Annotated in this window: 24 protein-coding genes; 10 read left to right on the plus strand and 14 right to left on the minus strand. The window is 44.4% G+C overall.

Annotated elements, in window-relative coordinates:
- Positions 1-42: 42 nt before the first annotated feature.
- The 5 genes from HUG15_RS09495 to HUG15_RS22990 all read right to left on the minus strand — a co-directional run bounded on the left by HUG15_RS09495 (position 43) and on the right by HUG15_RS22990 (position 5,372).
- On the minus strand, positions 43-1,530 hold the full coding sequence (locus tag HUG15_RS09495) for an aldehyde dehydrogenase family protein (RefSeq protein ID WP_200128406.1): 1,488 nt from the start codon (positions 1,528-1,530) through the stop codon (positions 43-45).
- 19 nt (positions 1,531-1,549) lie between these two features.
- On the minus strand, positions 1,550-2,677 hold the full coding sequence (ald, locus tag HUG15_RS09500) for an alanine dehydrogenase (RefSeq protein ID WP_200128407.1): 1,128 nt from the start codon (positions 2,675-2,677) through the stop codon (positions 1,550-1,552).
- Positions 2,678-2,743: 66 nt separating this feature from the next.
- A complete protein-coding gene (locus HUG15_RS09505) occupies positions 2,744-4,120 on the minus strand; it encodes an aminotransferase family protein (RefSeq protein ID WP_200128408.1) in 1,377 nt (458 codons plus the stop codon).
- A 14-nt stretch (positions 4,121-4,134) separates the two neighbouring features.
- Positions 4,135-5,082, minus strand: coding sequence for a Zn-dependent hydrolase (locus HUG15_RS09510; RefSeq protein ID WP_246516568.1), 948 nt, complete (start codon positions 5,080-5,082; stop codon positions 4,135-4,137).
- Positions 5,052-5,372, minus strand: coding sequence for a hypothetical protein (locus HUG15_RS22990; RefSeq protein WP_246516569.1), 321 nt, complete (start codon positions 5,370-5,372; stop codon positions 5,052-5,054). The genes HUG15_RS09510 and HUG15_RS22990 overlap by 31 nt, the downstream gene beginning before the upstream one ends.
- Positions 5,373-5,524: 152 nt before the next feature.
- On the opposite strand from HUG15_RS22990, the gene HUG15_RS09515 reads away from it, so the two are divergent.
- The 9 genes from HUG15_RS09515 to HUG15_RS09550 all read left to right on the plus strand — a co-directional run bounded on the left by HUG15_RS09515 (position 5,525) and on the right by HUG15_RS09550 (position 16,443).
- Positions 5,525-6,931 (plus strand): sigma-54 interaction domain-containing protein, encoded by a 1,407-nt coding sequence (locus HUG15_RS09515; protein ID WP_246516570.1) that lies wholly within the window; start codon positions 5,525-5,527, stop codon positions 6,929-6,931.
- Positions 6,932-7,183: 252 nt separating this feature from the next.
- Positions 7,184-8,269: an agmatine deiminase gene (gene aguA / locus HUG15_RS09520; RefSeq protein WP_200128409.1), complete on the plus strand. Its 1,086-nt coding sequence runs from the start codon at positions 7,184-7,186 to the stop codon at positions 8,267-8,269.
- A 30-nt stretch (positions 8,270-8,299) separates the two neighbouring features.
- Positions 8,300-9,643 carry an APC family permease gene (locus HUG15_RS09525; RefSeq protein WP_200128410.1) on the plus strand — a complete coding sequence of 448 codons (1,344 nt, stop codon included), beginning with the start codon at positions 8,300-8,302 and terminating at the stop codon, positions 9,641-9,643.
- Between the two features lie 149 nt (positions 9,644-9,792).
- Positions 9,793-11,409, plus strand: a complete 1,617-nt coding sequence (locus HUG15_RS09530) for an amidohydrolase (protein ID WP_200128411.1) — start codon at positions 9,793-9,795, stop codon at positions 11,407-11,409.
- Positions 11,410-11,829: 420 nt separating this feature from the next.
- Positions 11,830-11,952, plus strand: a complete 123-nt coding sequence (locus HUG15_RS23640; protein WP_425504050.1) for a hypothetical protein — start codon at positions 11,830-11,832, stop codon at positions 11,950-11,952.
- A 152-nt stretch (positions 11,953-12,104) separates the two neighbouring features.
- Positions 12,105-12,263, plus strand: coding sequence for a hypothetical protein (locus HUG15_RS22995; RefSeq protein ID WP_246516571.1), 159 nt, complete (start codon positions 12,105-12,107; stop codon positions 12,261-12,263).
- Positions 12,264-12,325: 62 nt separating this feature from the next.
- Positions 12,326-12,463, plus strand: coding sequence for an amidohydrolase family protein (locus HUG15_RS23000; RefSeq protein WP_246516630.1), 138 nt, complete (start codon positions 12,326-12,328; stop codon positions 12,461-12,463).
- A 113-nt stretch (positions 12,464-12,576) separates the two neighbouring features.
- Positions 12,577-14,022: a YfcC family protein gene (locus HUG15_RS09545; protein ID WP_200128412.1), complete on the plus strand. Its 1,446-nt coding sequence runs from the start codon at positions 12,577-12,579 to the stop codon at positions 14,020-14,022.
- 1,290 nt (positions 14,023-15,312) lie between these two features.
- Positions 15,313-16,443 (plus strand): class II histone deacetylase, encoded by a 1,131-nt coding sequence (locus tag HUG15_RS09550; RefSeq protein ID WP_200128413.1) that lies wholly within the window; start codon positions 15,313-15,315, stop codon positions 16,441-16,443.
- 202 nt (positions 16,444-16,645) lie between these two features.
- Here the strand turns inward: HUG15_RS09550 and HUG15_RS09555 are convergent, their stop codons facing one another.
- Positions 16,646-18,037 carry an FAD-binding oxidoreductase gene (locus HUG15_RS09555; protein ID WP_200128917.1) on the minus strand — a complete coding sequence of 464 codons (1,392 nt, stop codon included), beginning with the start codon at positions 18,035-18,037 and terminating at the stop codon, positions 16,646-16,648.
- 538 nt (positions 18,038-18,575) lie between these two features.
- Here HUG15_RS09555 and sigK point away from each other — a divergent pair.
- The gene (sigK, locus tag HUG15_RS09560) at positions 18,576-19,286 is read left to right on the plus strand and encodes an RNA polymerase sporulation sigma factor SigK (protein WP_200128414.1); all 711 of its coding nucleotides are present in this window, start codon (positions 18,576-18,578) and stop codon (positions 19,284-19,286) included.
- Between the two features lie 58 nt (positions 19,287-19,344).
- Here the strand turns inward: sigK and HUG15_RS09565 are convergent, their stop codons facing one another.
- From HUG15_RS09565 to HUG15_RS09600, 8 genes are all read right to left on the minus strand, one after another.
- A complete protein-coding gene (locus HUG15_RS09565; protein WP_200128415.1) occupies positions 19,345-19,617 on the minus strand; it encodes an HU family DNA-binding protein in 273 nt (90 codons plus the stop codon).
- Positions 19,618-19,789: 172 nt separating this feature from the next.
- Positions 19,790-20,164, minus strand: a complete 375-nt coding sequence (gene mnhG, locus HUG15_RS09570) for a monovalent cation/H(+) antiporter subunit G (protein ID WP_200128416.1) — start codon at positions 20,162-20,164, stop codon at positions 19,790-19,792.
- On the minus strand, positions 20,145-20,426 hold the full coding sequence (locus HUG15_RS09575; protein WP_200128417.1) for a Na(+)/H(+) antiporter subunit F1: 282 nt from the start codon (positions 20,424-20,426) through the stop codon (positions 20,145-20,147). The genes mnhG and HUG15_RS09575 overlap by 20 nt, the downstream gene beginning before the upstream one ends.
- The gene (locus tag HUG15_RS09580) at positions 20,426-20,902 is read right to left on the minus strand and encodes a Na+/H+ antiporter subunit E (RefSeq protein ID WP_200128418.1); all 477 of its coding nucleotides are present in this window, start codon (positions 20,900-20,902) and stop codon (positions 20,426-20,428) included. The genes HUG15_RS09575 and HUG15_RS09580 overlap by 1 nt, the downstream gene beginning before the upstream one ends.
- Before the next feature lie 5 nt (positions 20,903-20,907).
- A complete protein-coding gene (locus tag HUG15_RS09585) occupies positions 20,908-22,389 on the minus strand; it encodes a Na+/H+ antiporter subunit D (RefSeq protein ID WP_200128419.1) in 1,482 nt (493 codons plus the stop codon).
- On the minus strand, positions 22,382-22,720 hold the full coding sequence (locus tag HUG15_RS09590; protein WP_200128420.1) for a Na(+)/H(+) antiporter subunit C: 339 nt from the start codon (positions 22,718-22,720) through the stop codon (positions 22,382-22,384). The genes HUG15_RS09585 and HUG15_RS09590 overlap by 8 nt, the downstream gene beginning before the upstream one ends.
- Positions 22,720-23,154 carry an MnhB domain-containing protein gene (locus HUG15_RS09595; RefSeq protein WP_200128421.1) on the minus strand — a complete coding sequence of 145 codons (435 nt, stop codon included), beginning with the start codon at positions 23,152-23,154 and terminating at the stop codon, positions 22,720-22,722. Before HUG15_RS09595 ends, HUG15_RS09590 begins: the two co-directional genes overlap by 1 nt.
- Entirely contained in the window at positions 23,151-25,565 is a 2,415-nt protein-coding gene (locus tag HUG15_RS09600) for a Na+/H+ antiporter subunit A (protein ID WP_200128422.1), read from the minus strand. The genes HUG15_RS09595 and HUG15_RS09600 overlap by 4 nt, the downstream gene beginning before the upstream one ends.
- Between the last annotated feature and the right edge of the window lie 265 nt (positions 25,566-25,830).

The following is a 25,830-nucleotide window of genomic DNA, read 5'->3' on the forward strand; positions in this document are numbered from 1 at the left end:
AAAAGCAGCCAGAAGTGCAAACTCCTGGCTGCCTTCATTAAGTTACTCTAAATTCACCCAAACACTCTTTACTTCGGTATAATTATCCAAAGCATAAGATCCCATCTCTCTGCCAAAACCTGACTGTTTGTAACCGCCGAACGGCATGGCTGGATTGGTGTTGTTATAGCAATTGACCCAAACTGTGCCCGCTTTTAAGCGGTTGGCAATGTAGTGGGCGTTTTTGAGGTTCTCCGTCCAGACACCGGCGGCTAAGCCAAACTCACTGTTATTGGCCCGGTTAATCAGTTCATCGATATCATCATAAGGCATGGCGACGACGACAGGGCCGAAGATTTCTTCGCGGGCGATCGTCATTTCATCACTGACATCGGTGAAGACGGTGGGTTCGACGAAGAATCCGTTTCCATCGTAACGGGAGCCTGATGTTTTCCTCGCACCTTCGGATTCACCTGTTTCAATGTAGGAACGAACACGGTCTTGTTGTTGTTTGGAGACGAGAGGTCCCATTTCCGTATCAGCGTTCAAACCGTTTCCGAGCTTGACGTTACTGGCGTAACTGGATAGGTCACTCACGACATTATCAAACAATTTCTTCGGTATGAACACCCGGGATCCGGCGCAACAGACTTCGCCTTGATTCGCCATGATTCCGCCAAATACCCCTGGGGTTGCTTTTGATAGATCTGCATCTGGCAGAACGATGTTTGGGGATTTCCCGCCTAATTCGAGGGTCACCCGTTTTAACGTATCCGTCGCTTGTCGCATAATGTGTTTTCCCACGGGGACAGACCCTGTAAAAGCAATTTTGTCCACGTCGGGATGTTGAACGAGCGCTTCTCCGGCTTTTTTTCCAAAACCGGACACAATATTGACGACGCCGTCAGGAACACCTGCTTCCTGGATGAGCTTCCCGAGATAAAGAGCTGAAAGTGGGGTTTGCTCAGCCGGTTTCAGAACGACCGTACAACCAGTGGCAAGCGCGGGGGCGATTTTCCAAGCTGCCATCATAAGCGGAAAATTCCATGGAATGATTTGCCCGACAACGCCAACGGGTTCATGACGCGTATAGGTTAATAAAGAATCGGAAATCGGGATGTTTTGCCCGCTGGTTTTTGTGGCCCATCCTGAAAAGTAGCGAAATTGACCGACGGCGTTCGGAATATCGTTTCCGCGCATGTCCCCAATGGGTTTACCGTTGTCAAGGGTATCAAGTTGGGCCAATACTTCTGTGTTTTCTTCGATTAAGTTAGCAATCTTGTAGATGATATGGGCACGATCCGCAGCGCTCATCTTCTTCCAAGGGTTGCCATCTTCAAACGCCTTTTTGGCCGCTGTTACCGCGTCGTCAATGTCGGCTTCTCCCGCTTCCCAGAGATGGGCAAGCACTTCACCATTCGCAGGATTTAGCGTTTCAAACGTTTCGCCGGCTCGTGATTTCACCCATCGACCGTCAATGAGCATTTTCCGGGTTTCTTTTAAAAATGATTGAACTTCAGGTAATAATTCTGGGGTTTCCACAGCAGACATGATAACTCCTCCTCGTAAATTAAGCTTTTCCGGCTAAAAACACTTCGTTTGGAGCTACATACGAATACCCTAACTCCTCGGCTACAGCTTTATGGGTGACATAGCCGCCTGACACATTTAATCCGGATTGCAATGCGTTGTTTTGTTCAATGGCTGATTGAACGCCAAGGTTAGCAACCTGAGTGACATAGGGGAGTGTCACATTCGTCAACGCGATTGTTGCTGTTCGTGGGACAGCTCCCGGGATATTGGCGACCGCATAGTGGACGACATCATGTTTGACAAAAACAGGGTCTTCATGTGTGGTGATCCGATCACCCGTCTCAAAAATGCCGCCTTGGTCAATAGCTACATCCAGCACGACAGAGCCAGGGGTCATCGTTTTGATCATTTCTTCAGTGACCAGAGTAGGGGCTTTTGCGCCGGGAATAAGTACGGCGCCAATAACAAGCGCTGAATCTTTGACTGCTTCTGCAATATTTACAGGATTGGATATCAAGGTTTGAACGTCATTTCCAAATAGGTCGTCCAGCTCACGAAGACGCTCAGGGTTTACATCGATAATCGTCACACTGGCACCCAGACCAATGGCAATCTTAGCCGCATTAACACCAGATGTTCCTCCACCGATGATCGTGACTTTGCTGCGGGTAACGCCCGGCACGCCGCTTAAGAGAATGCCTTTTCCTCCATATGTTTTCTCTAAAAATTGCGCCCCGAGCTGTGCCGCCATACGACCGGCGACCTCGCTCATCGGCGTGAGTAAGGGGAGCTTACCATCGACGGTCACCGTTTCAAAAGCTAAAGCATTAACACCGTTTTCCACTAAGGCTTTGGTAACTTCGGCCTCCGCAGCCAGGTGGAGATAAGTGAATAAAATGAGGCCTCGGTGAAAATATTGAAATTCCGATACTTGCGGTTCTTTGACTTTCACGACCATCTCAACTTGGGTCCAAACCTCTTTTGGATGATCCAAAACATCTGCCCCGGATGCTTTATACTCCGCATCCGTAAAGCCACTTCCTGCACCGGCATTTGTTTCCACAAAGACTTGATGACCTTCATTTACCAAGGACTGAACACCCGCCGGTGTTAAACCGACTCTGTTTTCTCCTGCTTTTATTTCCTTTGGCACACCTATAATCATGTGTCAAACCTCCCTTTAATTTCCCGACCGGTGCGGCCGGGAAATGTCACTTTAAATGATTCAAGCTCAAGCGTTTCCCCATTCTTTATGCACCGCAGTTAAAGCATCGTCCAAAATATCAATCAGTTCCTGAATTTCTTTTTTTGTAATGATGAGCGGTGGTGCAATGGCGACCGTATTCATGCCATCTTCAAAGTCAAACTTACGTAAAATAAGATTCCTTTCCCTGCAAGCTCCTACGAAATTTTCCGCTGCTTTTTCATCTTTTTCAAAGGGCAGATCGGCCTCCGGATCTTTCATGAGATCAAAACCTGCCAAAAGGCCGAGGGCACGGGATTTTGTTACACACATATGCTTTTCTTGTAATGCTTGAAGCCCCTTTTGCAATTCTTTTTCCATGTCTGCAACATGATCTACGATTCCTTCGCGTTCGATGATTTCCAGGTTTTTAAGGGCGACGGCACAGCCTGTCGGATGACCGCTATAAGTAAAACCGTGGGCAAGCATTTGATCGTATTGAGCGATTGACTCTTTTATATTTCTCCTCATAAGGACGCCGCCGAGAGGGAAGTAACCACTTGTAACCCCTTTAGCAAAACTGATCATGTCAGGGGTAACATTCCAGTGCTCAACGGCGAAGTTCTTTCCGGTACGCCCAAATCCGCAAATCACTTCATCGGCAATCAACAACACGTTTTGCTCATCGCACAATTTTCGTACGGCTTGAAGATAACCATCCGGTGGCAAATGCACGCCTCCTGCCCCTTGGACCGGCTCAAGAATCACAGCAGCCACATTGTCGGCACCTTCTTCTTCAATCAGCCCGCGAATACTTTTTTCAAAATCAGGAGACGTGCGGTCGCCTTGTTCTGCAGCCGTTAGATGCGCTTTCGCGTTGATAATGTTCGGATCACCGGAGCCTGAGAATTCGCGAAAAGCTTCTATGCCTGTAGCACGTTGGGCGGAGACAGTGACCCCATGATACCCACGCTTTAATGAAATAATTATCTTTTTTGATTCAAAACCCTGTAATTGCCAATAAAACCGGGATAGTTTAAAGGCGGTGTCATTTGATTCGGACCCTCCAGAAGTGAAAAATACCCCATCCAAGTCACCCGGTGCATACTGAGTGATTTTGTCAGCCAAACGAATCGCCGGTTCATTGCTGTTCCCATAAAATTGCGAGCCATAGGCGAATTCGTTCATCTGCTCATACGCGGCGGTTGCCAGTTCGTTCTGTCCATGGCCGAGATTGACATTCCATAACATGGATACCCCGTCAATGTAAGTGCCTCCTTCCATATCTGTGACGCGAATCCCATCACCCTTGGAGTAAATCATACTAGGACCTTCTTCAGCATTCTGTTTCGGCACCGATTGCGGGTGAATAATCGTTTCACGGTCAATGTCCTTCAATTGTTGATAGCTGAGCTTCTTAGTCATTAAAATCACCTCTATTAAATAGTAGTATCCAATTTTAGTAAAGTTTGTAAAAGAACTTGGGCTCCTTTTTCGATATCGTCGTCGTGGGTAAACTCATCTTCGTTATGGCTAATGCCTTGCTCACTTGGGAGGAAGATCATACCTGTTTCACCCATCGAATGCATATACTTTGAGTCGTGACCAGCCCCGCTATACAAAGGCAAAGAGGGGAGATCAAGTTCATTTGCCGACGTTTTAATGGCATTCCGTATGGTTGGGCTGAATTCGATTGTATCACTATTCCAGAGTGTATGAATGGTCACTTCTGTTCCATGGATAAATGACGTTGAACTTAACTGCTCTTTCAATCGTTGTAATGCATGTTGCCTGGTTTCGTCGTCCTCATGACGAATATCGATCGAAAAATCAACCCTCCCCGGTACGACGTTTGCGGTGTTTGGCGTCACATCAAGCTGACCCACGGTCGTTTTAAGTCCTTTTATTTCTTGAGTAAGTTCTTTGATTTTCCCTATCATTTGTGCCGCACAAACGAGGGCATCAGTGCGGTCGTCCATCGGTGTAGACCCAGCATGGTTGCTTTTTCCTTCAACAGAAACATTCACCCAAGTCATGCCTTGAATACCTTCGACAACGCCGATCGATTTTCCTTTGTTGGATAGAACAGGCCCTTGTTCAATGTGAAGTTCGATATAAGCGCTTATTTTTTCAAGACGATTGGACGTTTTCCCTACGTAATCGATGTCTTTTAAGGCCTCAGAGAAAATAACCCCGTCTCTATCTTGAATATTGTAGATAAAGTCTTTGGAGAAGTTTCCCGTTAGCCCGCCGGAACCTAGCATCGGTGGGGAGAACCTGGCACCTTCCTCGTTGGTGAAATTGACGATTTCAACCGGATGCTCCGTTTCGATGTGATACTCATTTAATACACGAATCACTTCAAGGGCGGTAAGAACGCCGAGCACACCGTCATATCTCCCCCCTGAGGTTGAGAATCAAGATGTGATCCCATGACGATAGGAGATGCTTCTTTTAGACGCCCCTCCCGTCTTCCATAGATGTTGCCAAAATCATCGATGCGGACATCAAGTCCTTCGTTCTCAAGCCATTGTGTGAATAAATGCCTCACTTGTCGATCTTCCTCGGTTAACGCGAGACGATGTAGCCCATGGTTCGCGGTTGCCCCAATAGAAGAGCTTTCTGCAATTGTGCTTAAAAGTCGTTTTGTATTAATCTGCACAGTTGGTGAATGCATGCTCCTACCTCCCTGCCCATTTTAATATGCAAATTGTATGCCAACTTATTTTTATAAGATTTTTTGACAAAAATCATGTTATAATAATAAATATGAATCAAAATAGACTCAATTTGAATCGATAAAAATTCGATTAGCGAGGAGGGTGTGCTGTGGTTGCAACATTCTATCTGGATCCACGCTTTCAGCAAATGTTCAACTGCTTAGATGACGGTATATTTATTGCTGATCATAGCGGCAAGGCTTTGTGGCTTAATGAAACGAGCACGAAACAAATCGGCGCTTCAGCAGAGCAAATCATTGGGAAGAATGTAAAAGAACTTGAGGTCAGGAAGATGTTCACCCCTTCAGTGACCAATATCGTTCTCCGTAAGCGAGAAACGGTCAGTCAACTGCAGACATCGAGAAATCGCCAATTATTGGCTACAGGGTATCTGTTGAAGATCGAAGATGAAGATATCGAGTACGTACTTGTTCATGTCAAAGATATCACCGAGACGGTCCGTTCATCATTGAAATTGGAACAAGCCGAAGCGGTTATTAAACAATATGTTGAGGAATTACGCCAAGCAAAATCGCAGCAAACAGAAATGAATGAAAAAGGCCAGCATTTAATAGGAAAAGGAAAGAAACATCAAGAAGTACTTGATTTGATGGAACGTGTCTCAACAGTGGATGCAACATTGCTCATTCTAGGGGAAACCGGGGTAGGAAAAAGCATTGTGGCAAAGAGCATTCATGAGAAAAGCGAGCGTGCGCACCACCCGTTTGTGCAGATCAATTGCTCTGCCATCCCCGGTTCACTTTTAGAGTCCGAACTCTTTGGATACAAAAAGGGCGCATTTACAGGTGCTGATAACAATGGGAAAGCAGGTATGGTTCAGGAAGCGAAAGGAGGAACGCTTTTTCTGGATGAAATTGGGGATTTGCCCTTTGATCTACAACCTAAATTATTGCAACTTTTACAAGAGAAAACGTATACACCAATCGGCGGGACAAAGCAGGAGAAGGCAGACGTGCGTATTATCGCTGCCACAAACAGTGATTTGTCGACAATGGTCGCTGATAAACAATTCAGAGAAGACTTGTATTACAGATTGAACGTTCTCTCCATTCAAGTACCTCCACTACGCGAGCGGGAGGAAGATATTCAATCTTTTGTCCATCATTACATGGATCATTACAATTCGAAATATAAAAGAAACTGCGTGATGACCAGTGAGGTGCTTGATATTCTACAAGACTATGAGTGGCCGGGTAACGTTCGGGAATTGGAAAACATCATAGAGCGACTCGTGATCACGGCTAAATCAGATGTTATTTTAAAAGAGGACCTTCCGGAAAAATTGGTCATGACTCGTAAAAAACTAGGCGCTTCATTTTCGATTCACGGCGCACAATCACTTCCGAAGTACTTGGAAAATGTAGAAAAAGAAGCCATTACCGACGCTTTCAGAGCATATGGGTCCACAAGAAAAGCCGCCGAAGCGCTTGGGATCACCCAATCCGCCTTTATGCGGCGGGTGAGAAAGTATGAGATCGCGCTAAGCAAACAATAAAGAGCCGCCTGATTCGATTCGGGCGGTTCATTTTTTGGGTGGAATTGAATTGAATCTATTTCGGATCGATGAATTACTATCGATTCATACCGCAAGAGGTGAAGATCGTCGTTGCAATATGTATATACATTGATTTTTTTGTTCTAGTAAGTTTTACAAGCTTTTCTATAACTTTGGCACATTTATTGCATTAGATAACACCAATGCAGATATTATAAAGCGTTTTCATTGTTTTAAAGGAGGTATATTGAAATGAATCACTCACCTAGAGAAGATGGTTACAGAATGCCCGGTGAATTTGAACCTCACGACGGCACTTGGCTGCTTTGGCCAGTTCGCCCCGACACATGGCATTCGGGTGCAAAGCCGGCACAACAAGTGTTTACGAATGTTGCCGAAGCGATTTCGAAATTTGAACCGGTGACTGTTTGTGTATCGGCTGAGCAGTACGAGCATGCACGCACAGTGTTATCACCTGAGATCCGTGTAGTTGAAATGTCGTCGAACGATGCCTGGATGAGAGATATCGGTCCGATATTTTTAACGAATCATACGGGGCAATTAAGTGGGGTAGACTTCCATTTTAATGCGTGGGGCGGACTAGAAGGAGGTCTTTACTTCCCTTGGGACCAGGATATGCTCGTCAGACAAAAGGTGTTGGAAATCGAGCGCGTGCCACGCTACGACGCAACGGAACTGACGCTTGAAGGGGGAGCGATTGCGGTTGATGGGGAAGGTACATTGATTACAACGAAAGAGTGTCTCTTAAACCCCAATCGCAACCCTGATTGGACACAGGAGCAGGTAGAAGAACGATTGAAAGAAACGTTAAACATTAAGAAAGTGATTTGGTTGGATCACGGCATGGCCGGTGATGAAACCGATGGCCACATTGATGAAGTCCTTTGCTATATCCGCCCGGGTGAAGTGGCAATGAGCTGGACAGACGATCAAAATCATCCGCAGTATCCGGTATTGAAAAAATGCAAGGAACAATTGCAGCAAGCGACCGATGCAGCCGGAAGAGCGTTGGCCATTCATGAAGTATCCATCCCGGAACAACCCGTTTTACAACCAGAAGAAAGTCAACAACTTGACCAGACAGAGGGCAGCTATGAACGAAAACCCGGGGAAACGTTCGTTGCCACTTACGTGAATTGCTACTTATGCAACGACGCCGTTATATTACCGGCATTTGATGACCCGCAAGACCAGGTGGCGGTCAAACAGTTTCAGCGCTTGTTTCCAGATAGAGAAATTGTTCCGGTGCATTCGAGGGAACTATCCCTTGGTGGTGGGAATATTCACTGTATAACGCAACAGCAACCGAAAGTATAAAGGAAAATTATAGTTGGGGGAGATTTTATAATGGAAACCAATGCAGGTCAGTTAAAACGATCGCTAAAATTGTGGCATGTCGTTGTTATTGGAATCGCTTATATGTCCCCGTTCGCTGTTTTTGATACGTTTGGCATTGTTTCGGACGTAACCAACGGTCATGTCCCCACAGCCTATCTTCTAGTTTTTGCGGCGATTCTATTTACCGCCTTTAGTTATGGGAAAATGGTACGCATCTATCCTATTTCTGGGTCTGTGTATACGTATACACAGCGTACCATAAACCCTCATCTCGGTTTTATCGTTGGTTGGGTGACGTTTCTTTCTTATTTGGCTTTACCGATGATTAACGCCTTACTGGCCCAAATTTATCTATCCGCAGGTTTCCCGAATGTTCCAGCGTGGATGTGGACCGTTGGCCTGATGATTGTTATTACAGTCGGTAATATTATCGGTATGAAGATCGCTGCTTCCGTCAATATGCTATTCGTTGTCTTTCAAATTTTAGTAGGGATTATATTTATCATTTTGACCATCTCGTCGACCATCGGCAATGAACCGGATCGTTTTATGACACTTGATCCCATTTTTTCGTCTGATATGGAAGTGTCTGCTTTATTTGCCGGTGCTGCAATCCTTGCTTTAGCTTTTATAGGATTTGATGCGATCACAACTTTGTCAGAAGAAACCGTAAATCCAAAGAAGACAATTCCTAAAGCTGTTTTTTTAGTCGCCTTTTTTGGAGGAGCATTCTTTTTCACTGTGACTTACTTTATGCAGTCTCTTTTTCCAGATGTATCACAGTTTAGCGATATCGAAGGAGCATCTCCGGAAATAGCGGCATTTATCGGTGGTAATTTGTTTCTCGCCTTGTTTCTTGCCGGAGCGTTGATATCTGTCTTTGCTTCAGGGATGGCGGCCCAAGCAAGCGCTTCCCGGTTGTTGTATGCAATGGGAAGGGATGGCACTTTGCCACGTAGGTTTTTTGGGTATGTACATCCTCGCTTTCACACCCCAGTGTTAAATATTGTATTGATCGGTGTACTAGCCTTGTCGGCGTTGCTACTAGACTTAGAATCAGCTACAGCATTGATCAATTTTGGCGCCTTTGCTGCTTTTACGTTTGTTAATCTTTGTGTAATCATCCATTTCACAAAGGCTGGGGAAGTCCGTTCTGTACGTTCAATCATTAACCATATTATATCTCCTTTAATTGGAATTGGGTTTCTTATATATTTCTGGGCAAGTTTAGACTTGTTTTCTGTAACGGTAGGCGTCATATGGACTGTTGTAGGCGTGGTTTACCTAATGCTAAAAACCAATTTCTTTAAGAAAGAACCTCCTCAGGTGGACTTTGAGGAATTGGAAGGTTAGAGAATGGGTTCATTTGCCGCAGGAACATTTAGCTGATTATTGGATTTGTTTACCTGTTAACAACAGAAGAATGTTTAAACGTCCACCTTCTAATATCTTTTCAGATAGTAGCGATTAATGACTAAAAAACATTGGAGGAATGAAAGGTTATGAGTTACGAAAAAGAAGCTGATGTGATTTTATCAAGTAACGCTGTTTTTACAGGGGTATTCGATAAGCCAATTCCAGCGTCGATTGCTGTTACGGATAATAAAATTACAGCGATTGGTTCTAAAGAGGAGATTAAATCTCAAGCGGGATTGGATACGAGAATTTATGATTATGACGATCAATTAATCATACCAGGCTTTCATGATTTTCATGTGCACATTATGTCGGGCATCGTTATGGAAAATGGTGTGAACTTGGAAGCAGCACGGTCAGAAGAAGAGGCTGCACAAATGGTGAAGCGTTATGCGGATGAACACCCGAACGAAGAATGGATTATCGGTGTTGGTTGGGATGCCGGTTACTGGGATGGGCAACAATTGCCGCATCGATCGTCATTGGATCAAGTGGTGCCAGATCGTCTCGTATTATTAAATCATGCAGAAATGCACTATGCCTGGGTCAATAGTAAAACTTTGGAGTATTGCGGTATTAACCAGGATACTGAGCATCCGTCTTACGGTTATATTCAAAAAGATGAAAATGGAGATCCTACAGGTATATTATACGAAAAGGCGACGAAATTGGTTGACCAATATGCCTTTGATTTTTCGGAGGAAAAGGAACGGGAATTACTGGATAAATTCCTTAAGCTTGCGGCCAGTGTTGGTGTAACATCAGTTAATGATATGTATGGAGACGGTAATGAAAAATATTATGGATTGTTTAATGAATTTGATGAAGAAAGCAAATTAACAATCCGTATACATATTTTGCCTTCCATTGATTTTGAACTGGAAAAACTTAAACAGTGGCGAAATGAGTTTACAACCGATAAACTTCAATTTTCTGGCTTAAAAGGGTTTATGGATGGAGTTATAACAAGCCGGACAGCTTACCTTGTCGGCCCTTATGGAGACTCTCCGGATACGTGTGGGGAATTGGTTTATTCACCAGGAGAAATTAAGGAAAAAGTGGTTAAAGCAGATCGAGAAGGATTTCGCATGCGGTTTCATGCGATTGGTGACGGAGCAGTTCGATTAGCCCTCGATGCATTTGAAGAGGCACAAAAAGCGAACGGAAAAAGGGATGCAAGACATACAATCGAGCACATCGAGATCATTCACGAAGATGATATTCCACGTTTTCGTGAATTAGGCGTACTCGCTTCCATGCAACCAGAGCTTATGGCCCAAAGTGAAAGGGAAACTTATTCCACGCGAATCGGTCCGGAAAAAGAACCGTATATATTTCCCATTAACACATTAAAGAGTGCGGGAGTAACTGTCGGCCTTGGAACCGATTTCCGAGTCGCAACACTCAATCCGCTGTTGGAAATTTATCGGGCTGTAACGAGAGTTTCCAGTGACGGGCGACCGTGGCATGTCTATGAATGCATTCCACTGGCTGAGGCATTAAAAGACTACACAAAGAGCCCTGCATATGGAACGTTCAGAGAGGAAGAATTGGGAACCCTGGAGGTTGGTAAACTTGCCGATATTGTCGTGTTAGATCGTAACCTTTTTGAGGCCCCCGCTGAAGAAATACTAGAGACGAAGGTCAAGTTAACGATGTCTGATGGAGAAATTGTTTATCAAGATAACGATTCTCGCATGTAACGGTTACCAGTTTAGCTAATCTTCGATAATGACCTGAATGTAAAACCCATATTTTTAAAGACTGCGGTAAATTGAAAATGAATTATTCACCGAGAGAACATAGTTACAGGATAGCAGGTGAATTTGCCCCCCATGAAAGCACTTGGCTGCTGTGGCCTGTTCGTACTGACACATGGCGCCAACTCAACAAGTGTTCACAAATGTTATCGAGGTGATCTCGGCCTTTGAACCGGTGACCGTTTGTGTGCGGCTGAGCAATATACGCATGCACACACAGTGTTATCATCTGAGATTCTTATTCAGGGTGAGAGGCATACGATGTAACTGAAGATAACCACGACCCTCTGTGCAAACGGCCGTTTCCGCTGCCTATGGGACTGCAGTTATCCTATCATACTTATCCCGAAGTATCGCCGAAAAATCTTTCTCAAGAAGATGCGAAAGGACGTAAGGGAAGTGTTGATAAGTTTATGTGAGGACAAAAATGTGGAGCTTGTCCAAGGGAGTATAAGTGCGGATCATGTGCGTGTACGTGTGTTATAAAGTCGGTGGTCTTAATAGCTGGTTAAACCGTGCCTTTAGGTGCAGCTAGTATTATATCCTTATAGGGTGAATTCAAGCCGCCTGTTGAACAGATGATTTGTGATCACATTTCTTGCAAGCCTATAACTTATCTGGTTGGTGTCATTACTTCGATGCAACACTTTGCAATGTCCGAAAGTGGTGTTTACACTGATCGCATTGACACTGAACGTAAAAAGCATGTTTTTCCGATTAATACATTGCAAAAAATTGGTGCGAAATTGGCTTTTGGAACGGATTTTCCCATTGATGTTCTTAATCAACTATTATAAATCTATCGCGCAGTAACAAGAATCGACAGCAGGGGAAAAACGGTTGGCATCCGCATGAACGTATCACACTCGCTGACGTATTAAAAGCTTATACAACTGACCCTGCTTCCGGTTCGTTCAGAGAGGAAGAATTAGGGACATTGGAAGAAGGGAAACTCGCTGATCTAGTCGTCTTGGAACGGAATCTTTTCGAATTATAGTGGAAAAAATAACTGATAAAGGTACAAATGACAATTATGGATGGAAATATTATTTTTGACCAATCATAGAGTTCTTGCAAAAGACTATAAGTCATGGGGTTAAGGTGATAAAAATGATCAAACCTAATCAAAAACAAAAAAATCAATTGGAACCTGAGAAAAGAAAAAGAAAGTTTATAATGCCGCATACGTATGCCATTCTTTTCTTCATTATGTTACTTTGCGCAGGCGCCACTTATATATTAACTCCTGGTGAATATGACAGAGAAATAGATGAAGCTACAGGTAATACATTAGTAGTGAATGATAGCTATTCATCAGTTGAGGCAAGTCCTATTAGCTTCTTTGATATTTTTCAGGCGATCCCACTGGGGATGCAAGATGCTGCAGACATTGTCTTTTTCATATTTTTGATTGGAGGAGCTTTTGGTATTATTCGCGCTACTGGAGCACTTGAAGCGGGTGTCGCCAAAGCTGTAATAAAATTAGAGGGTAAAGAGAAATTAATGATCCCCATATCTATGATCATATTTTCTATTGCTGGTTTTACCATTGGTTCCGCGGAAGAAATGATTATTTTTGTCCCGATAGGAGTGGCTTTGGCACGAGCCACTGGCTTTGATGCAATTACGGGAACCGCTATGATCACCCTTGGCGCTGCCAGTGGATTTATTGGGGGGATGCTTAACCCATTCACTGTAGGGATAGCACAAGAAATTGCGGAATTACAGTTATTCTCTGGGTTTGCGTTTCGTTTTGTAGTTTACTTAGTTCTTTTGACTTTCGCAATATGGTATGTTTCACGGTATGCTTCTCGAGTGAAAAATGATCCTAGCAAGAGCGTCATTTACGAAATTGAATTGAAAGAAGCGCACAATAGCAAGAGTAAGGAAGAAATGACGGCTTTTAGTACGCTATCCTTTCGTCATCACTTAATATTTGTCGTTATTATAGGGGGGCTGGGCTTTAATGTTTACGGCGTATTTCAGTGGGGATGGTTTATAACCGAGCTAACCGCATCCTTTCTAATCATGGGAATTTTAGCTGGATTACTAGGCAAGTTATCTATTAACCGAATTTTTGATTCCTTTATAGACGGAGCAAAAGCGCTTGCTTTTGGTTCATTAATTGTTGGCTTTGCAAGAGCTATCCTGGTGATATTAGAGGAAGGAAAAATTATTGATACAATCACATTTTCATTGGTAGAGGTTATACAAAATTTCTCTGACGGTGGAACAGCTATAGGTATGTTTTTTAGCCAATCTTTCCTGAATTTTTTTATTCCGGCAGGACCGGCTCAAGCAATGACAACGATGCCCATAATGGTTCCTGTCTCAGATCTGTTAGGTGTAAGCAGACAGGTGGCAGTTTTGGCCTTTCAGTATGGAGATGGAATTACCAATTCCATTATTCCGACATCAGCAGCCCTAATGGGTTATTTAGCCATTGCAGGCATTCCGTATGAAAAGTGGGTTAAATTTGTCTGGAAGCTTATATTAGGATGGACTGTAATTGCCACTGTTGCCCTTTTAATAGCTGTATCGATCGGGATAGAATAAGTTAACAAGAATAAAATACAGGAAATGTCACTAGCATTGCATTAATTAAGACAGAACAATCATAAGACATGGAATGTTCAAAAATAAAAGGGTGGTGTACAAAAAATCCTTTATACTGGAAAGACGGTGGTCTCCTGTCCAAATCCAACATAAAGGACTATCAGTATGGACAAACATACTCTATTTTCTTCATTTGGTAAATGGATCGTACCGATTAATTTTTCAGGAACATGTGATAAACCTACGTCAAGATGTCTATACGAAAAAGCTGACAACCGAAGGCTATATCAAACTTTTTCTCTTTACGTACCTTACTTACAGGAAACCGATAAACTGGCAGCGATTTCGGACGGATTGGTAGATGGAGATCTTCAACGTGCGGTTGGTTTCCAAGCTATTAGTTCGTCTCAACTGTCTCGTAAATACCGGGGCATGGATTCCTCTCTGTTATCGACGATCTTTGTGGATCTCGTGCATCTAATCCGGTGCTTTCATCAGAAATCATACCTTCGTATGCCGTTAAAGATCATTGATTCAAGCACCATCCCCCTTGATTGGACATGGTACAAATGGACGGCGTTCCGAAAGACGAAAGCGGGGTCAAGCTACACTCACGTCTCGTTTATATGGGTCAACATACCACATATCCGGATAAAGCCGTATTGACACCGGCGAAATAGAATGATCGCGGTCAACTGGAAGTCCTCGTTGATGACAAGGAAGTCATGTATGCTTTTGACCGTAGTTACATTGATGATGAGATGATGAACGCTTTGACGATGATGGCTATTTTTCGTTTCTCGCCTGAGAAAAAATGCCTTTATCCGGGTGCTTGACTCATTTTCTTAGAACTGTACTTTCCGAACAGATGGTGGTTGATCGGCAGCCCACTAAACCGCACAGAAAACGTGTTTCGCCTGCTAAAGGTCGATGATAGCAAGAGGAATTGGCTTCTCCTGATGACGAAGCGTTTTGATATAGACACTGTATGACTGAAATTTGTAACTATATTTATGCGATGCTAGTGAACTAAAATATTTTCTTAGGAAACCGCCTCAGGCGAGGTTATTGTAGTAATAGGAAATGAAACGATTCAGTCTGGCCATGCATTGTTTATGAAAACACAATATAACCGTTTGATTTGTAAGAGTCTAGAGAACTTATCAATGGGCTATTTAAGGAAGTAAATAAATCAATTTAGGCATGAATTATCAGTTCAGTCATAGAAATTATTGTATACACGATCTTAAGAAATACCTAGAATGTATATTAAAAAGGGAGTTGGACTACATGCAAAATCGTACAGGGTTTATTTTTGATGAAAGTTATTTATGGCACGATACAGGGAGTGGCGCACTCTCACTTCCGGCTGGCGGTTGGTTGGAAGCAGATGTTTATGCAGAGAATCCGGATACAAAACGTCGTATTAAAAGTTTGATCGATCGCTCAGGATATAGTAAAGAACTCGATCGTATTACCCCTTCAGTCGTGACGCAAGAAGATTTGAAAGAAACGCATAGTGCAGATTATATCGAAAAAATCAAAGAGATGAGTGATACACCCCGAGGTGGAATGGCAGGGGAAGAAGCCATTGTAGGACCCGGTTCGTATGAGATTGCTTGTCTTTCAGCCGGAGGAGGGATCGCGGCAGTGGACAAGGTAATGTCAGGTGAAGTAGATAACGCTTATGCGCTAACAAGACCTCCTGGACACCATGCAGAGGAAGATAAGGGAATGGGTTTTTGTTTGTTTAATAACGTCGCTATTGCAGCAAGGTATGCTCGTAAAACATATGGATTAAATCGTGTGATGATACTGGATTGGGATGTTCATCACGGGAATGGCACAGAACAATCTTTTTACGACGATCCTAATATTCTTTTTGTTTCCATTCACCAAGAACTCAATTACCCACCGAAGAGTGGACAAGTTGATAAAACAGGCAAAGGAGAAGGAGAAGGTTATAACATCAATATCCCTTTGCCAGCTGGCACAGGTGATGAAGGTTATATTCACACGCTTGAAAATGTGGTAGCACCATTAGTTGATCAATTTCAACCAGAATTAATTTTAATTTCAGCCGGCCAAGACGCAAGTATATTTGATCCGCTTGGCAGAATGATGGTGACAGCCGATGGGTATAAGCGAATGGCAATATTTATGAAAAAATTAGCAGAGAAGCATTGCCAAGGACGATTAATCGCTCTCCATGAAGGGGGCTATAGCGCACCTTATGTACCTTTTTGTACACTTCGCATCATTGAAGCACTTAAAGGAAAAGACAGTAAAGTTGAGGAAGAACCATTTCAATATATAGTAAAAGAGATGCCAACAGAACTTAATACTCATCAGCAAAGTGCTGTCTCTAATGTAATCGAAGAACATTCTGGACGATGGTCTTTTCACAACACAATGCAATAAGTATAAAAGCCACTGGTACGGTGGCTTTAAAATATAAGAAACAAGAGACTAAAAGTCGACTTAGCACTTAAATATGAGGCTGAGAAAAACATGAAAATGAACGCTGGTTTCGAACGTATTATCCGTTTATAAATTGTTGTATTTTGACTTTACCTTGACGGGATAATCCCTCACTTCCCCCTTAAATGGGGGTTGGCATATACTACTTTTCACCCCTCCGACTCAATATCAACCGCTGCCCTTTATCCGGAAATATTTTGCCCGGATTCATGATATTATTTGGGTCCCAGCTTTGTTTAACCCGTTTCATCATATCCACGCCAACGGGACCCAACTCTTTTTCCAGAAAAGGAGATTTCATCGTCCCGATGCCATGTTCTCCGGAAAGCGTTCCGCCCAGTTCCAATGCAGAATGAAATATTTCCCCAACGGCCTTTTCAACCCGCTCGAGTTCTTCTTTGTCTCGTTCATCACATAAAATATTCGGGTGGAGGTTGCCATCACCCAAATGACCGAATACAACAAGCGAGAGCTGGTATTTTTCGCGGATATCAGCCAAGTGAACCATCATCACGGGGATTTGGCTGCGAGGAACTGTGGCATCTTCGGAAGCCCGCGTTGGTTTGATGGTTGCAATTGCAGGGGAGACCAACATCCTGGCTTTCCACATGTTCAAGGCTTCTTCTTTCGTCCGGGGCACGGAGACGAATGTTCCCCCGAGCTTCTTCATGATTTTCATTACGGTTTCTGCTTCTTCTTGGACAGCTGTAGGATGTCCGTCCACTTCGACCAGAACAATGGCTTCAATGTCCGTGGGCAGGCCTAGAGGTTCGTATTCTTCAACGGCACGTGCGCAAGCCTGATCAATAAATTCCATTTTCGCCGGGAGAATCCCGGAGGTTAACGTTGTCGAGACTGCTTCTCCGGCCGTTTCCATCGTCGGAAAGGCAGCCATCACCGTTTGTTTAGTGGCAGGCTTTGGAATAAGCTTTAACGTAGCACTTGTAATAATGCCGAGAATGCCTTCAGAACCGACAAGGAGCTTTGTAACATCCAGGCCTGTGACGTTCTTTATCGTGCGCCCGCCGGTGTGCATGACGTCGCCTTCCGGGGTCACAACCTCAAGGCCGAGCACGTAATCTTTGGTGACGCCATACTTCAAACCTCGTGGTCCTCCGGCATTTTCCGCCAAGTTACCGCCAATGGTGGAAATGTTGGAACTGCTCGGGTCAGGGGGGTACATCAGTCCGTATTTTTCTGCTTCCACGTGAATCTCGGAGGTCAGGGTCGCCGGGGATACACGCGCGACTAAATCGTCAGGGAAAATTTCTACCGAAGCCGGCCATTGACTCATATCGAGGGTGATTCCTCCATGGATTGGGAGGTCACCGCCGCTCAATCCTGTGCCTTGGCCTCTCGGTGTCACCGGAACTTTGTATTCGTTTGCAATCTCCAACACTTGACTGACCATCTCGGTATTCGAGACATAGACGACGGCTTCCGGGAAAAACTCACCAAAGGAAGCATCGTAACGATAAGCGTCGAGATCAGAACGAGCGCTTACCAAGTGATGACCCATTTTTTCCTGTAACATTTCTAACCATTCTGCTTCCACGAAAAAAGCCTCCTATTCTTGACAACGTCACTAACCCCCCCATTCTGTCTGTTATCGGGGAAAAATACTTTGGGAAGATCTTCAAGGAGAGGGCGCCATGTTTTTGCCATTATACCGAAATATTTGTTGAAAATACATATCTTCGTCACAAAGATTGCATCAATCTAAATTCTATAGAATATGGAATCCTGAAAGAAGGCATAAGTATGCTGGATTTCGGGATTTTGAACGTTTGTGTATATCTTTTAGGGATAGAGAGTTATTCGCTTGGATAAAGGAACGGAGGTCGCAACGTATGCAGCCCGTTGTATTGAAAATGAGATTCTCATTGCAATAGTAAGGCGTAAATAAATGGAAAAATGGACAGACTCACAAGACCTGTCCGATGTTATATCGCGGTATCAGCGTTAGCTTTCATTTTTCACGAATGCGTATGAACCAACAATTCTCCTCCCCCTGCACCAACCAAGCCCACCTCTGCATAGGATAAATAAGATGATTCTAGGAGGGGTTCTCCATGTCTGGCATTTTTACTGCGATTGCGTATGCGTTCAAGGAAATAATGCTGTTCGTTTCCTATGTCAAAAATCAGGCGTTTCCTCAACCTTTATCAAAGGAAGACGAAAAAAAATACCTAGAGCGCATGTACGAAGGAGATGAACATGCGCGTAACATGCTGATTGAGCACAATTTGCGCCTCGTTGCACATATTGTAAAAAAATTTGAAAACACGAATGAGGATAACGAAGATTTAATTTCCATCGGGACGATTGGGCTTATTAAAGGGATTGAGAGTTATTCTCCGAATAAAGGTACGAAGCTCGCGACGTATGCGGCCCGTTGTATTGAAAATGAAATTCTCATGCATTTTCGTTCCCTTAAAAAAGTAAGCAAAGATATTTCTATTCATGAGCCGATTGGGGCAGACAAAGAGGGGAACGAACTTAGTTTAATGGAGATTCTTAAAGAGGATGGACCGGATATTGTCGAAGATTTGCACTTGAAAATGGAAAAACGGCATATTTATGAAAGTATCCATGTGTTGTCGGATCGGGAACGGGAAGTGGTCGTTGCAAGGTTTGGGCTCGGCGAGGATGAGGAGCGCACGCAGAGGGAGATTGCAAAGGATTTGGGGATCTCCAGGAGCTATGTGTCGAGAATTGAAAAACGTGCCTTATTGAAGCTGTTTCAGGCCTTCTATAAGCGCCAGAAAGGTGAGACGCAGTGATTGCGTAAAAAAAACCTCCTTGGAAGGAGGTTTTTATGTTTGGTATGTTCGGTTTTAATTAATTGACGGCGTCTTTCAATTGCTTGCCGGGGCGGAATGCCGGATTTTTGGTCGCCGGAATTTCAATTTCCTCGCCGGTTTGCGGGTTACGTCCTTTGCGGGAAGAACGCTCGCGAACTTCGAAACTGCCAAAGCCGACGAGTTGCACTTTATCCCCTTTTTTCAATGTGTCCGTGATGTTGTCGAATACCGAATCTACAGCTTTTGAAGCTTCTTTTTTGGAAAGATCGGCATGTTCTGCAACAGAATTGATCAAATCTGTCTTATTCATGTAAAAACATCCTTTCATGATTGATATAGTACGAGTGGCATGTACATATCAAATTTACTCATGAAACCCTTGCTATGTCAAGTGTTCAAGGCAGAATTTAAGCAAATTGATACGATTAAAACCATTATTGCCCACTCTTGTCTTTTTTAATCTCCCTTTTTTACTGCTTTCGTCATGAATTGTCAGCCTTCTCGTTATCGCGTTCAGGTTCGAGGTGTTCCGGGTAACTTTCCATTAATTCGTCGTGTTTTGTTTGGCTCCATAATTCGACGCCATTTCGGTGGGCGGATCGGGAAATAATCATTGCGGCCACCGGTGCGGTGAGGAACACAAAGACGATGGTGATTAAAAGTTGCAGGCTAAAGACGCCTTCGGCCAAAAAATACGTAAAGGTCCCTAAAATCAGCAAAACAACACCGAGTGTGGCGCTTTTGGTGGCCGCGTGCATACGGGCGTATACATCAGGCAGACGCATGATTCCGATGGAACCGATCAAGCTTAATAAACTGCCGCTGAGAACAAATAGGCTAATGAGAATCTCGATCAATGACGACACCCCTTTCCAAAAACTTCGCCAATGATACCGAACCGACAAAGGCCAAAATACCTAAAACCAACACGACCTCAGCGTAAGCGCTCGTTGATTGCCGAATCATGAGAATGCCGATAAAACCAATCAAGTTCAAGCCAAAGGAGTCCAGGGCGATAACGCGATCCCACAGCGTCGGCCCTTTTAACGCCCGCCACAAACAAAGCAACAAAGACAATGAGAAGATGACTAATCCGATTAACAACACTGTTTCAAACACTATTTCGTCACCTCCCGAATGGCTCGTTCGAAGTTATTGCGGACATCATCAATCACTTCTTGCGTATTCTTCACGTGAATGCAATGAATATAGAGCGTACGGCCATCTTCGGAGTAATCCATCGTCATCGTGCCGGGCGTGAGGGTGATGCACATGGAAAGAATCGTCACTTCCCAATCGGTTTTCAAGTTTGTATGGACGGCGACAATTCCGGGTGTGACGTTTAACTTTGGGCTCAAGACGACGCGAATCATATCAAGATTCGCGACCACGAGTTCTTTCACGAACAGGGCGATCAACTTAATGATTGCCCAGACGCGTTGCAAGTAAAACGGTTGGGGGAGTGAACGACGCAGAAAAAAGATTACTCCGAGTCCGATTACATAGCCAATCACGAACTCGACGATTGTGTATTCACTTTGGAGCGCCATCCAGAAAATGGCGATGGCGATATTTAAAAGAATTTGAAATGCCATAGTGTTTACTCCTCCAGCACAGATTCAATGTAAACAGCAGGATCCAGAAGTTCTTCCGCAATCTCAAGGGAATAGCTAAAAATGGGCTCTGCCATAAGTCCTAATATAATGGTAAGCGCCACGAGAGGAGCGGTCGATAGAAGTAAGCTCCCGGTTTTGATTTTCGCTTGGGGCTCTGTATGTTTTTGCCTCCCCCAAAAAGCAAACGAAAAGATTTTGATCATGGAAAACAAGGTTAATAAGCCAACGAGCAACGCAACGGCAGTGATAAGGTAGCGCTCTTCTTGCATCCCGGATAATATCAACGGAAATTTGCTGAAAAACCCGGAGAGAGGCGGAATCCCTGCCAGTGAGATGGCTGTAATAAAAAACATCCAGGAAAAGGTCGGGTGCGTCTTCAAAAGTCCGCCCATCTGTTTAAGATCGTTCGTGCCGGTGATTTTTTCCGAAATCCCCGCAAATAAGAATAAAGCGGTTTTTACAATAATATGGTGAACGATGTAATAAATGGCTCCGGCGAGTGCCAGCGGCGTAAAAATCCCAAGCCCCATAACCATGTATCCAACCTGGCTGATAATGTGGTAGGAAAGGATGCGTTTGAAGTTGTATTGGGCAACCGCCCCTAAAACGCCGAAGAACATCGTCGCACCGGCAATAAACAAAATAAGGTTATGGGTAAAAGTAGGGTCATGGTTAAAAACAACCGTGAACATGCGAATGATCGCGTAAATCCCCACTTTTGTCAGCAAACCGCCGAACAGGGCGGCAATTGCCGCCGGAGGTCCTGTATAGGAATCCGGAAGCCAAAAGTACAACGGAAACAGCGCGCCTTTCATGGCAAAAACGAAAAGGAGGACGACCGCCACGACATTGAGCACACCTTCTTGGTCCAGTTCAGCCACTCTCACCCCCAAGTCGGCAATGTTTAATGTACCGGTTGCCGCGTAAAGGTAGGCAACTCCGGCCAAAAAGAACATGGAACTGAAAACATTAATCGTCACGTATTTAAACGATTCTCTTAGTTGAAATCCACTGCCACCGTGGACGATCAAAATGTAAGAGGCGATTAACATGACCTCGAAGAAAACGAATAAGTTGAACAAATCTCCGGTAAGAAACGAACCGTTCACCCCTGTCAGCAAAAAAAAGTAGAAAGGGTAAAAATAAAATTTTTCCCGGTCGGGATGAATCGTTCGAAAAGCAAAGAATAAACAGCAAACGCCTACAATCGCTGACAACAGCAACATCACGGTTGCGAACATGTCCGCGACAAGTGGAATGCCATAAGGGATGGGCCAATCACCCATATTCATGGTCATGATCCCTTCATTATAGACAGCGATGGCTAACCATATCGAAGCGCTGAGAATGGTGATCATCGCGACCGCGCTAATGACCCGCTGCATTCTCTGGAATTTGGCAAAAAAAACAAGGATAGCGCCTATGATGGCCGGTAAAACAATTGGTACGATGAGAAGACTATTCATTGCGGATACCCCTCAACTGTTCAAGATCATCTGTTCTGTGCACTTTGTAGGTCCGATAAGCGAGCACAATCGTAAAAGCGGTCACCCCAAAACTTATGACAATTGCGGTAAGAATGAGCGCTTGCGGCAGTGGATCGGTAAACGCTTCCTCTCCGCGGTTGAGCAGCGGTGGGGCACCGGTTTTTAACCCTGCCATCGTCAGGAGCAACAAGTGTGTCGAGTGGGATAAAATATTGATGCCAACGACGACCCTGATCAAGCTCCTTGTCATAATCAAGTACGTTCCTACCATAAAAAAAACACCGACGACAATGGACATTAATAACTCCATTATTCTTCATCCCCCGCGATCGTTAATATGATGGTAAGGGCGACAGCGGCAACACCCAGGTAGATGCCGAGATCAAATATAACCGCCGTCGCCAGTTCCACTTCACCAATCAAAGGGAAGGAAAAGTAATCAAAAAACTGGGTGAGATATGGAAAACCAAAAATCATTCCAATAAATCCGGCTCCAAATCCAATGAGAAGCCCGGTTGGAATAAAGTTTACGTAATTGATCGGGAGCATCTCGTCGATTTTTCGTTTGTCAAACGTTAAATAAAGCAAAAGCACCGAGGCGGCCGTCATGAGCCCTCCGATGAAGCCGCCCCCGGGGTCGTTATGCCCGGCAAAAAACAGATAGATAGAGAAGGATAGAATGAGAAAGGAAGCGACACGTGTAATGTGAATAAACAACAAATTGTTTGTTTTCCACTTCATCATACATCATCCCCCTCCTTCATTTTCAATTTAATCAGCGCGATAACGGCAAGACCGGCGATGGCCAAGACAAGGAGTTCCAATATCGTATCCAATCCACGAAAATCGACAAGAACGACATTCACCATATTGTAACCGCCGGCCAGATCCGCCGAGTTTTCGATGAAGTAATCGGAAATCGGATTAAACTCGTTTCCTTGGCCAAAGGAAAATGCGCTAAAGGCAACAACCGTAATGAGGAGACCCACGCCGAAAGAGATGATGGCGTTCGTCCATTTGAACGTTAGCTTTGACGTTTCTTTTCGCAGCTCGGGCAAATGGTAAAAGGCGAGCATGAAAAGAACGACAAGGACCGTCTCTATCAGGAGTTGCGTAAGGGCCAGGTCCGGCGCCCTGAAGTTCACGAAAAGAAGTGCGATTAAAAATCCGATGAACCCGAGGACGACGACAGCCGCGATCCGCTTTTGTATAAAGGGAAGTGATAGGACCGAGACGAGCAACAGCCCGATGAGCATCCCTTCGTAGATCGTAACTTCGCTCATACTGCCGGTATCCAACGTAAGGGCGTCAAAACGGAACAATGTCCACCCTGTAATAATTAGGAAAAAAACAGCGATGAAAGCGAAATAATCACGTAATCTGCCGGTCATTTGGATGTTTGTGATCATTTGCGATCCTTTAATCGTTCCTGAAATGGTCGTGTCGTAGACAGGGGTAAGCGGATCGACGTTTTTGTTATAAATCGACCATTTGCTCCATCTCCCCATCCCCGCGTAAATCAAGCTTCCGAAGGCAACCACGCCAATGGTCATCCACAGTTCGAGACTAAACCAACCGTGCCAGTGTTCAATGTTTACGGAAAAAGCCTCGTTATCCATCGGTAATCCGTTTAAAATCGAAGCCATAGACGGTTCAATGATGGATTGTGACAGGAGATTCGGGAATAAACCGACCGTAACAACGACGAAAGCGAGAATCGCCGGACTGATTAGCATTCCGACAGGTGCTTCGTGCACTTTTTTCGGAAAACGATCCGTTTCGAAACGTCCGGCAAACGTTTTGAAGAAAAAGATGCAACAATAGATGAACGTAAACACACTTGCAACCCAACCGATCACCGGGAAAAGCATTCCGGCAGTCTCCATATTGAAGATCCCATATTCGGTGGCATTCGTAATCGCGTCGAAAAAATACTCTTTACTGAGAAAACCGTTAAAGGGAGGCAGTCCGGCCATCGATGCCGCACCGATTAAAGAAATCGTGGCGGTTGCCGGCATTACCAACATTAATCCTCCCAGCGAACGAATATCCCGCGTGCCTGTTTCATGATCGACGATTCCGGCGGTCATAAACAGGCTACCCTTAAAGCTCGCGTGGTTAAAAAGGTGGAAGACGGCAGCCATGATTGCAAGTGTGTACAATTCATTCGCGTCATCGAAATACAAAGCGGCGGAACCAAGGCCGAGCAAACACATGACCATCCCCAGTTGGCTGATGGTGGAGTAGGCGAGCAACCCTTTAAGATCTTTCTGGCGAAGAGCGGAAAGGGACCCCCACAGCAAAGTGAGCAAACCGCCGCCGGCAATGATCCAAAACCATTCCGGAGCGCCTCCGAACAACGGCGTGAAGCGGGCCACAAGATAAATCCCCGCTTTAACCATTGTGGCGGAGTGCAAATAGGCACTAACCGGTGTAGGCGCTTCCATTGCGTCAGGGAGCCAAATGTGAAACGGAAATTGCGCCGATTTTGTAAATGCCCCTAATAAAATTAGGATAATGGTCGGCAAAAACAACGGGTGATCAATGACGGTGCCGGCTTGTCCGATCATTTCCTGGATGCTGAAGGTTCCCGTTATCACGTATAGCAATGCAAAGCCGGCGAGCATGGAAAAGCCACCGAACACGGTAATATTCAATGATTTGACGGCACCATTGATAGAAGCATCTCTATAATACCAGTAGCTGATCAAAAGCGTAGAAGACAGACTCGTCAATTCCCAAAATACATAGAGTACGATCAGGTTATCGGAAAGAACTACCCCGAGCATTGCTCCCATAAAGAGCAATAGATAGACATAAAAATTGTTCAGTGCTTCCGATTTTTTGTCCAAATAATAAATGGAATAAAGGACGACAAGCGCCCCGATTCCTGTGATCAAAAGCGCAAACAACAAACTCCAACCATCGATGTAGGCTGAAAATTGGATGCCTAAGGACGGAACCCAAGGAACGGATTCCATAAATGTCTCCCCGTTAGCAATCGGGGTTATGTAGGGTGAAAAATAAATAAACAAAACGGACGGTACGAGCAGCACAAACCATCCGGTATGGATCGGGCGTATGTATTTATAGAGTATGGGTACGATGATGGCAAATAGGAAGGGGATGAGGATCGCCCAGTGTAACAAACTCATTCTATCTATCACTCCTCATTATTCGACAGTAAATTCCGATAGCACGAGTATAACGTAAATATATTTGTCCTGCATTCAGTGATGATTAAAAAAAACTTCAATATTAAATAAGAAGAAAATGTACGAAGAAAAACAAAATCAGGCACAAAGACCTATATAAGATTGTGTTCCTATCGAATAGCTTCCCTCAAGCTCATCGCCTAATTCAAAAAAAGGACCCCGGGGCTCACACCGGGGTCCTTTTGCAAAATCATCCATATGTACA

The sequence above is a fragment of the Salicibibacter cibarius genome, assembly GCF_016495725.1.
GTDB lineage: Bacteria > Bacillota > Bacilli > Bacillales > Marinococcaceae > Salicibibacter > Salicibibacter cibarius.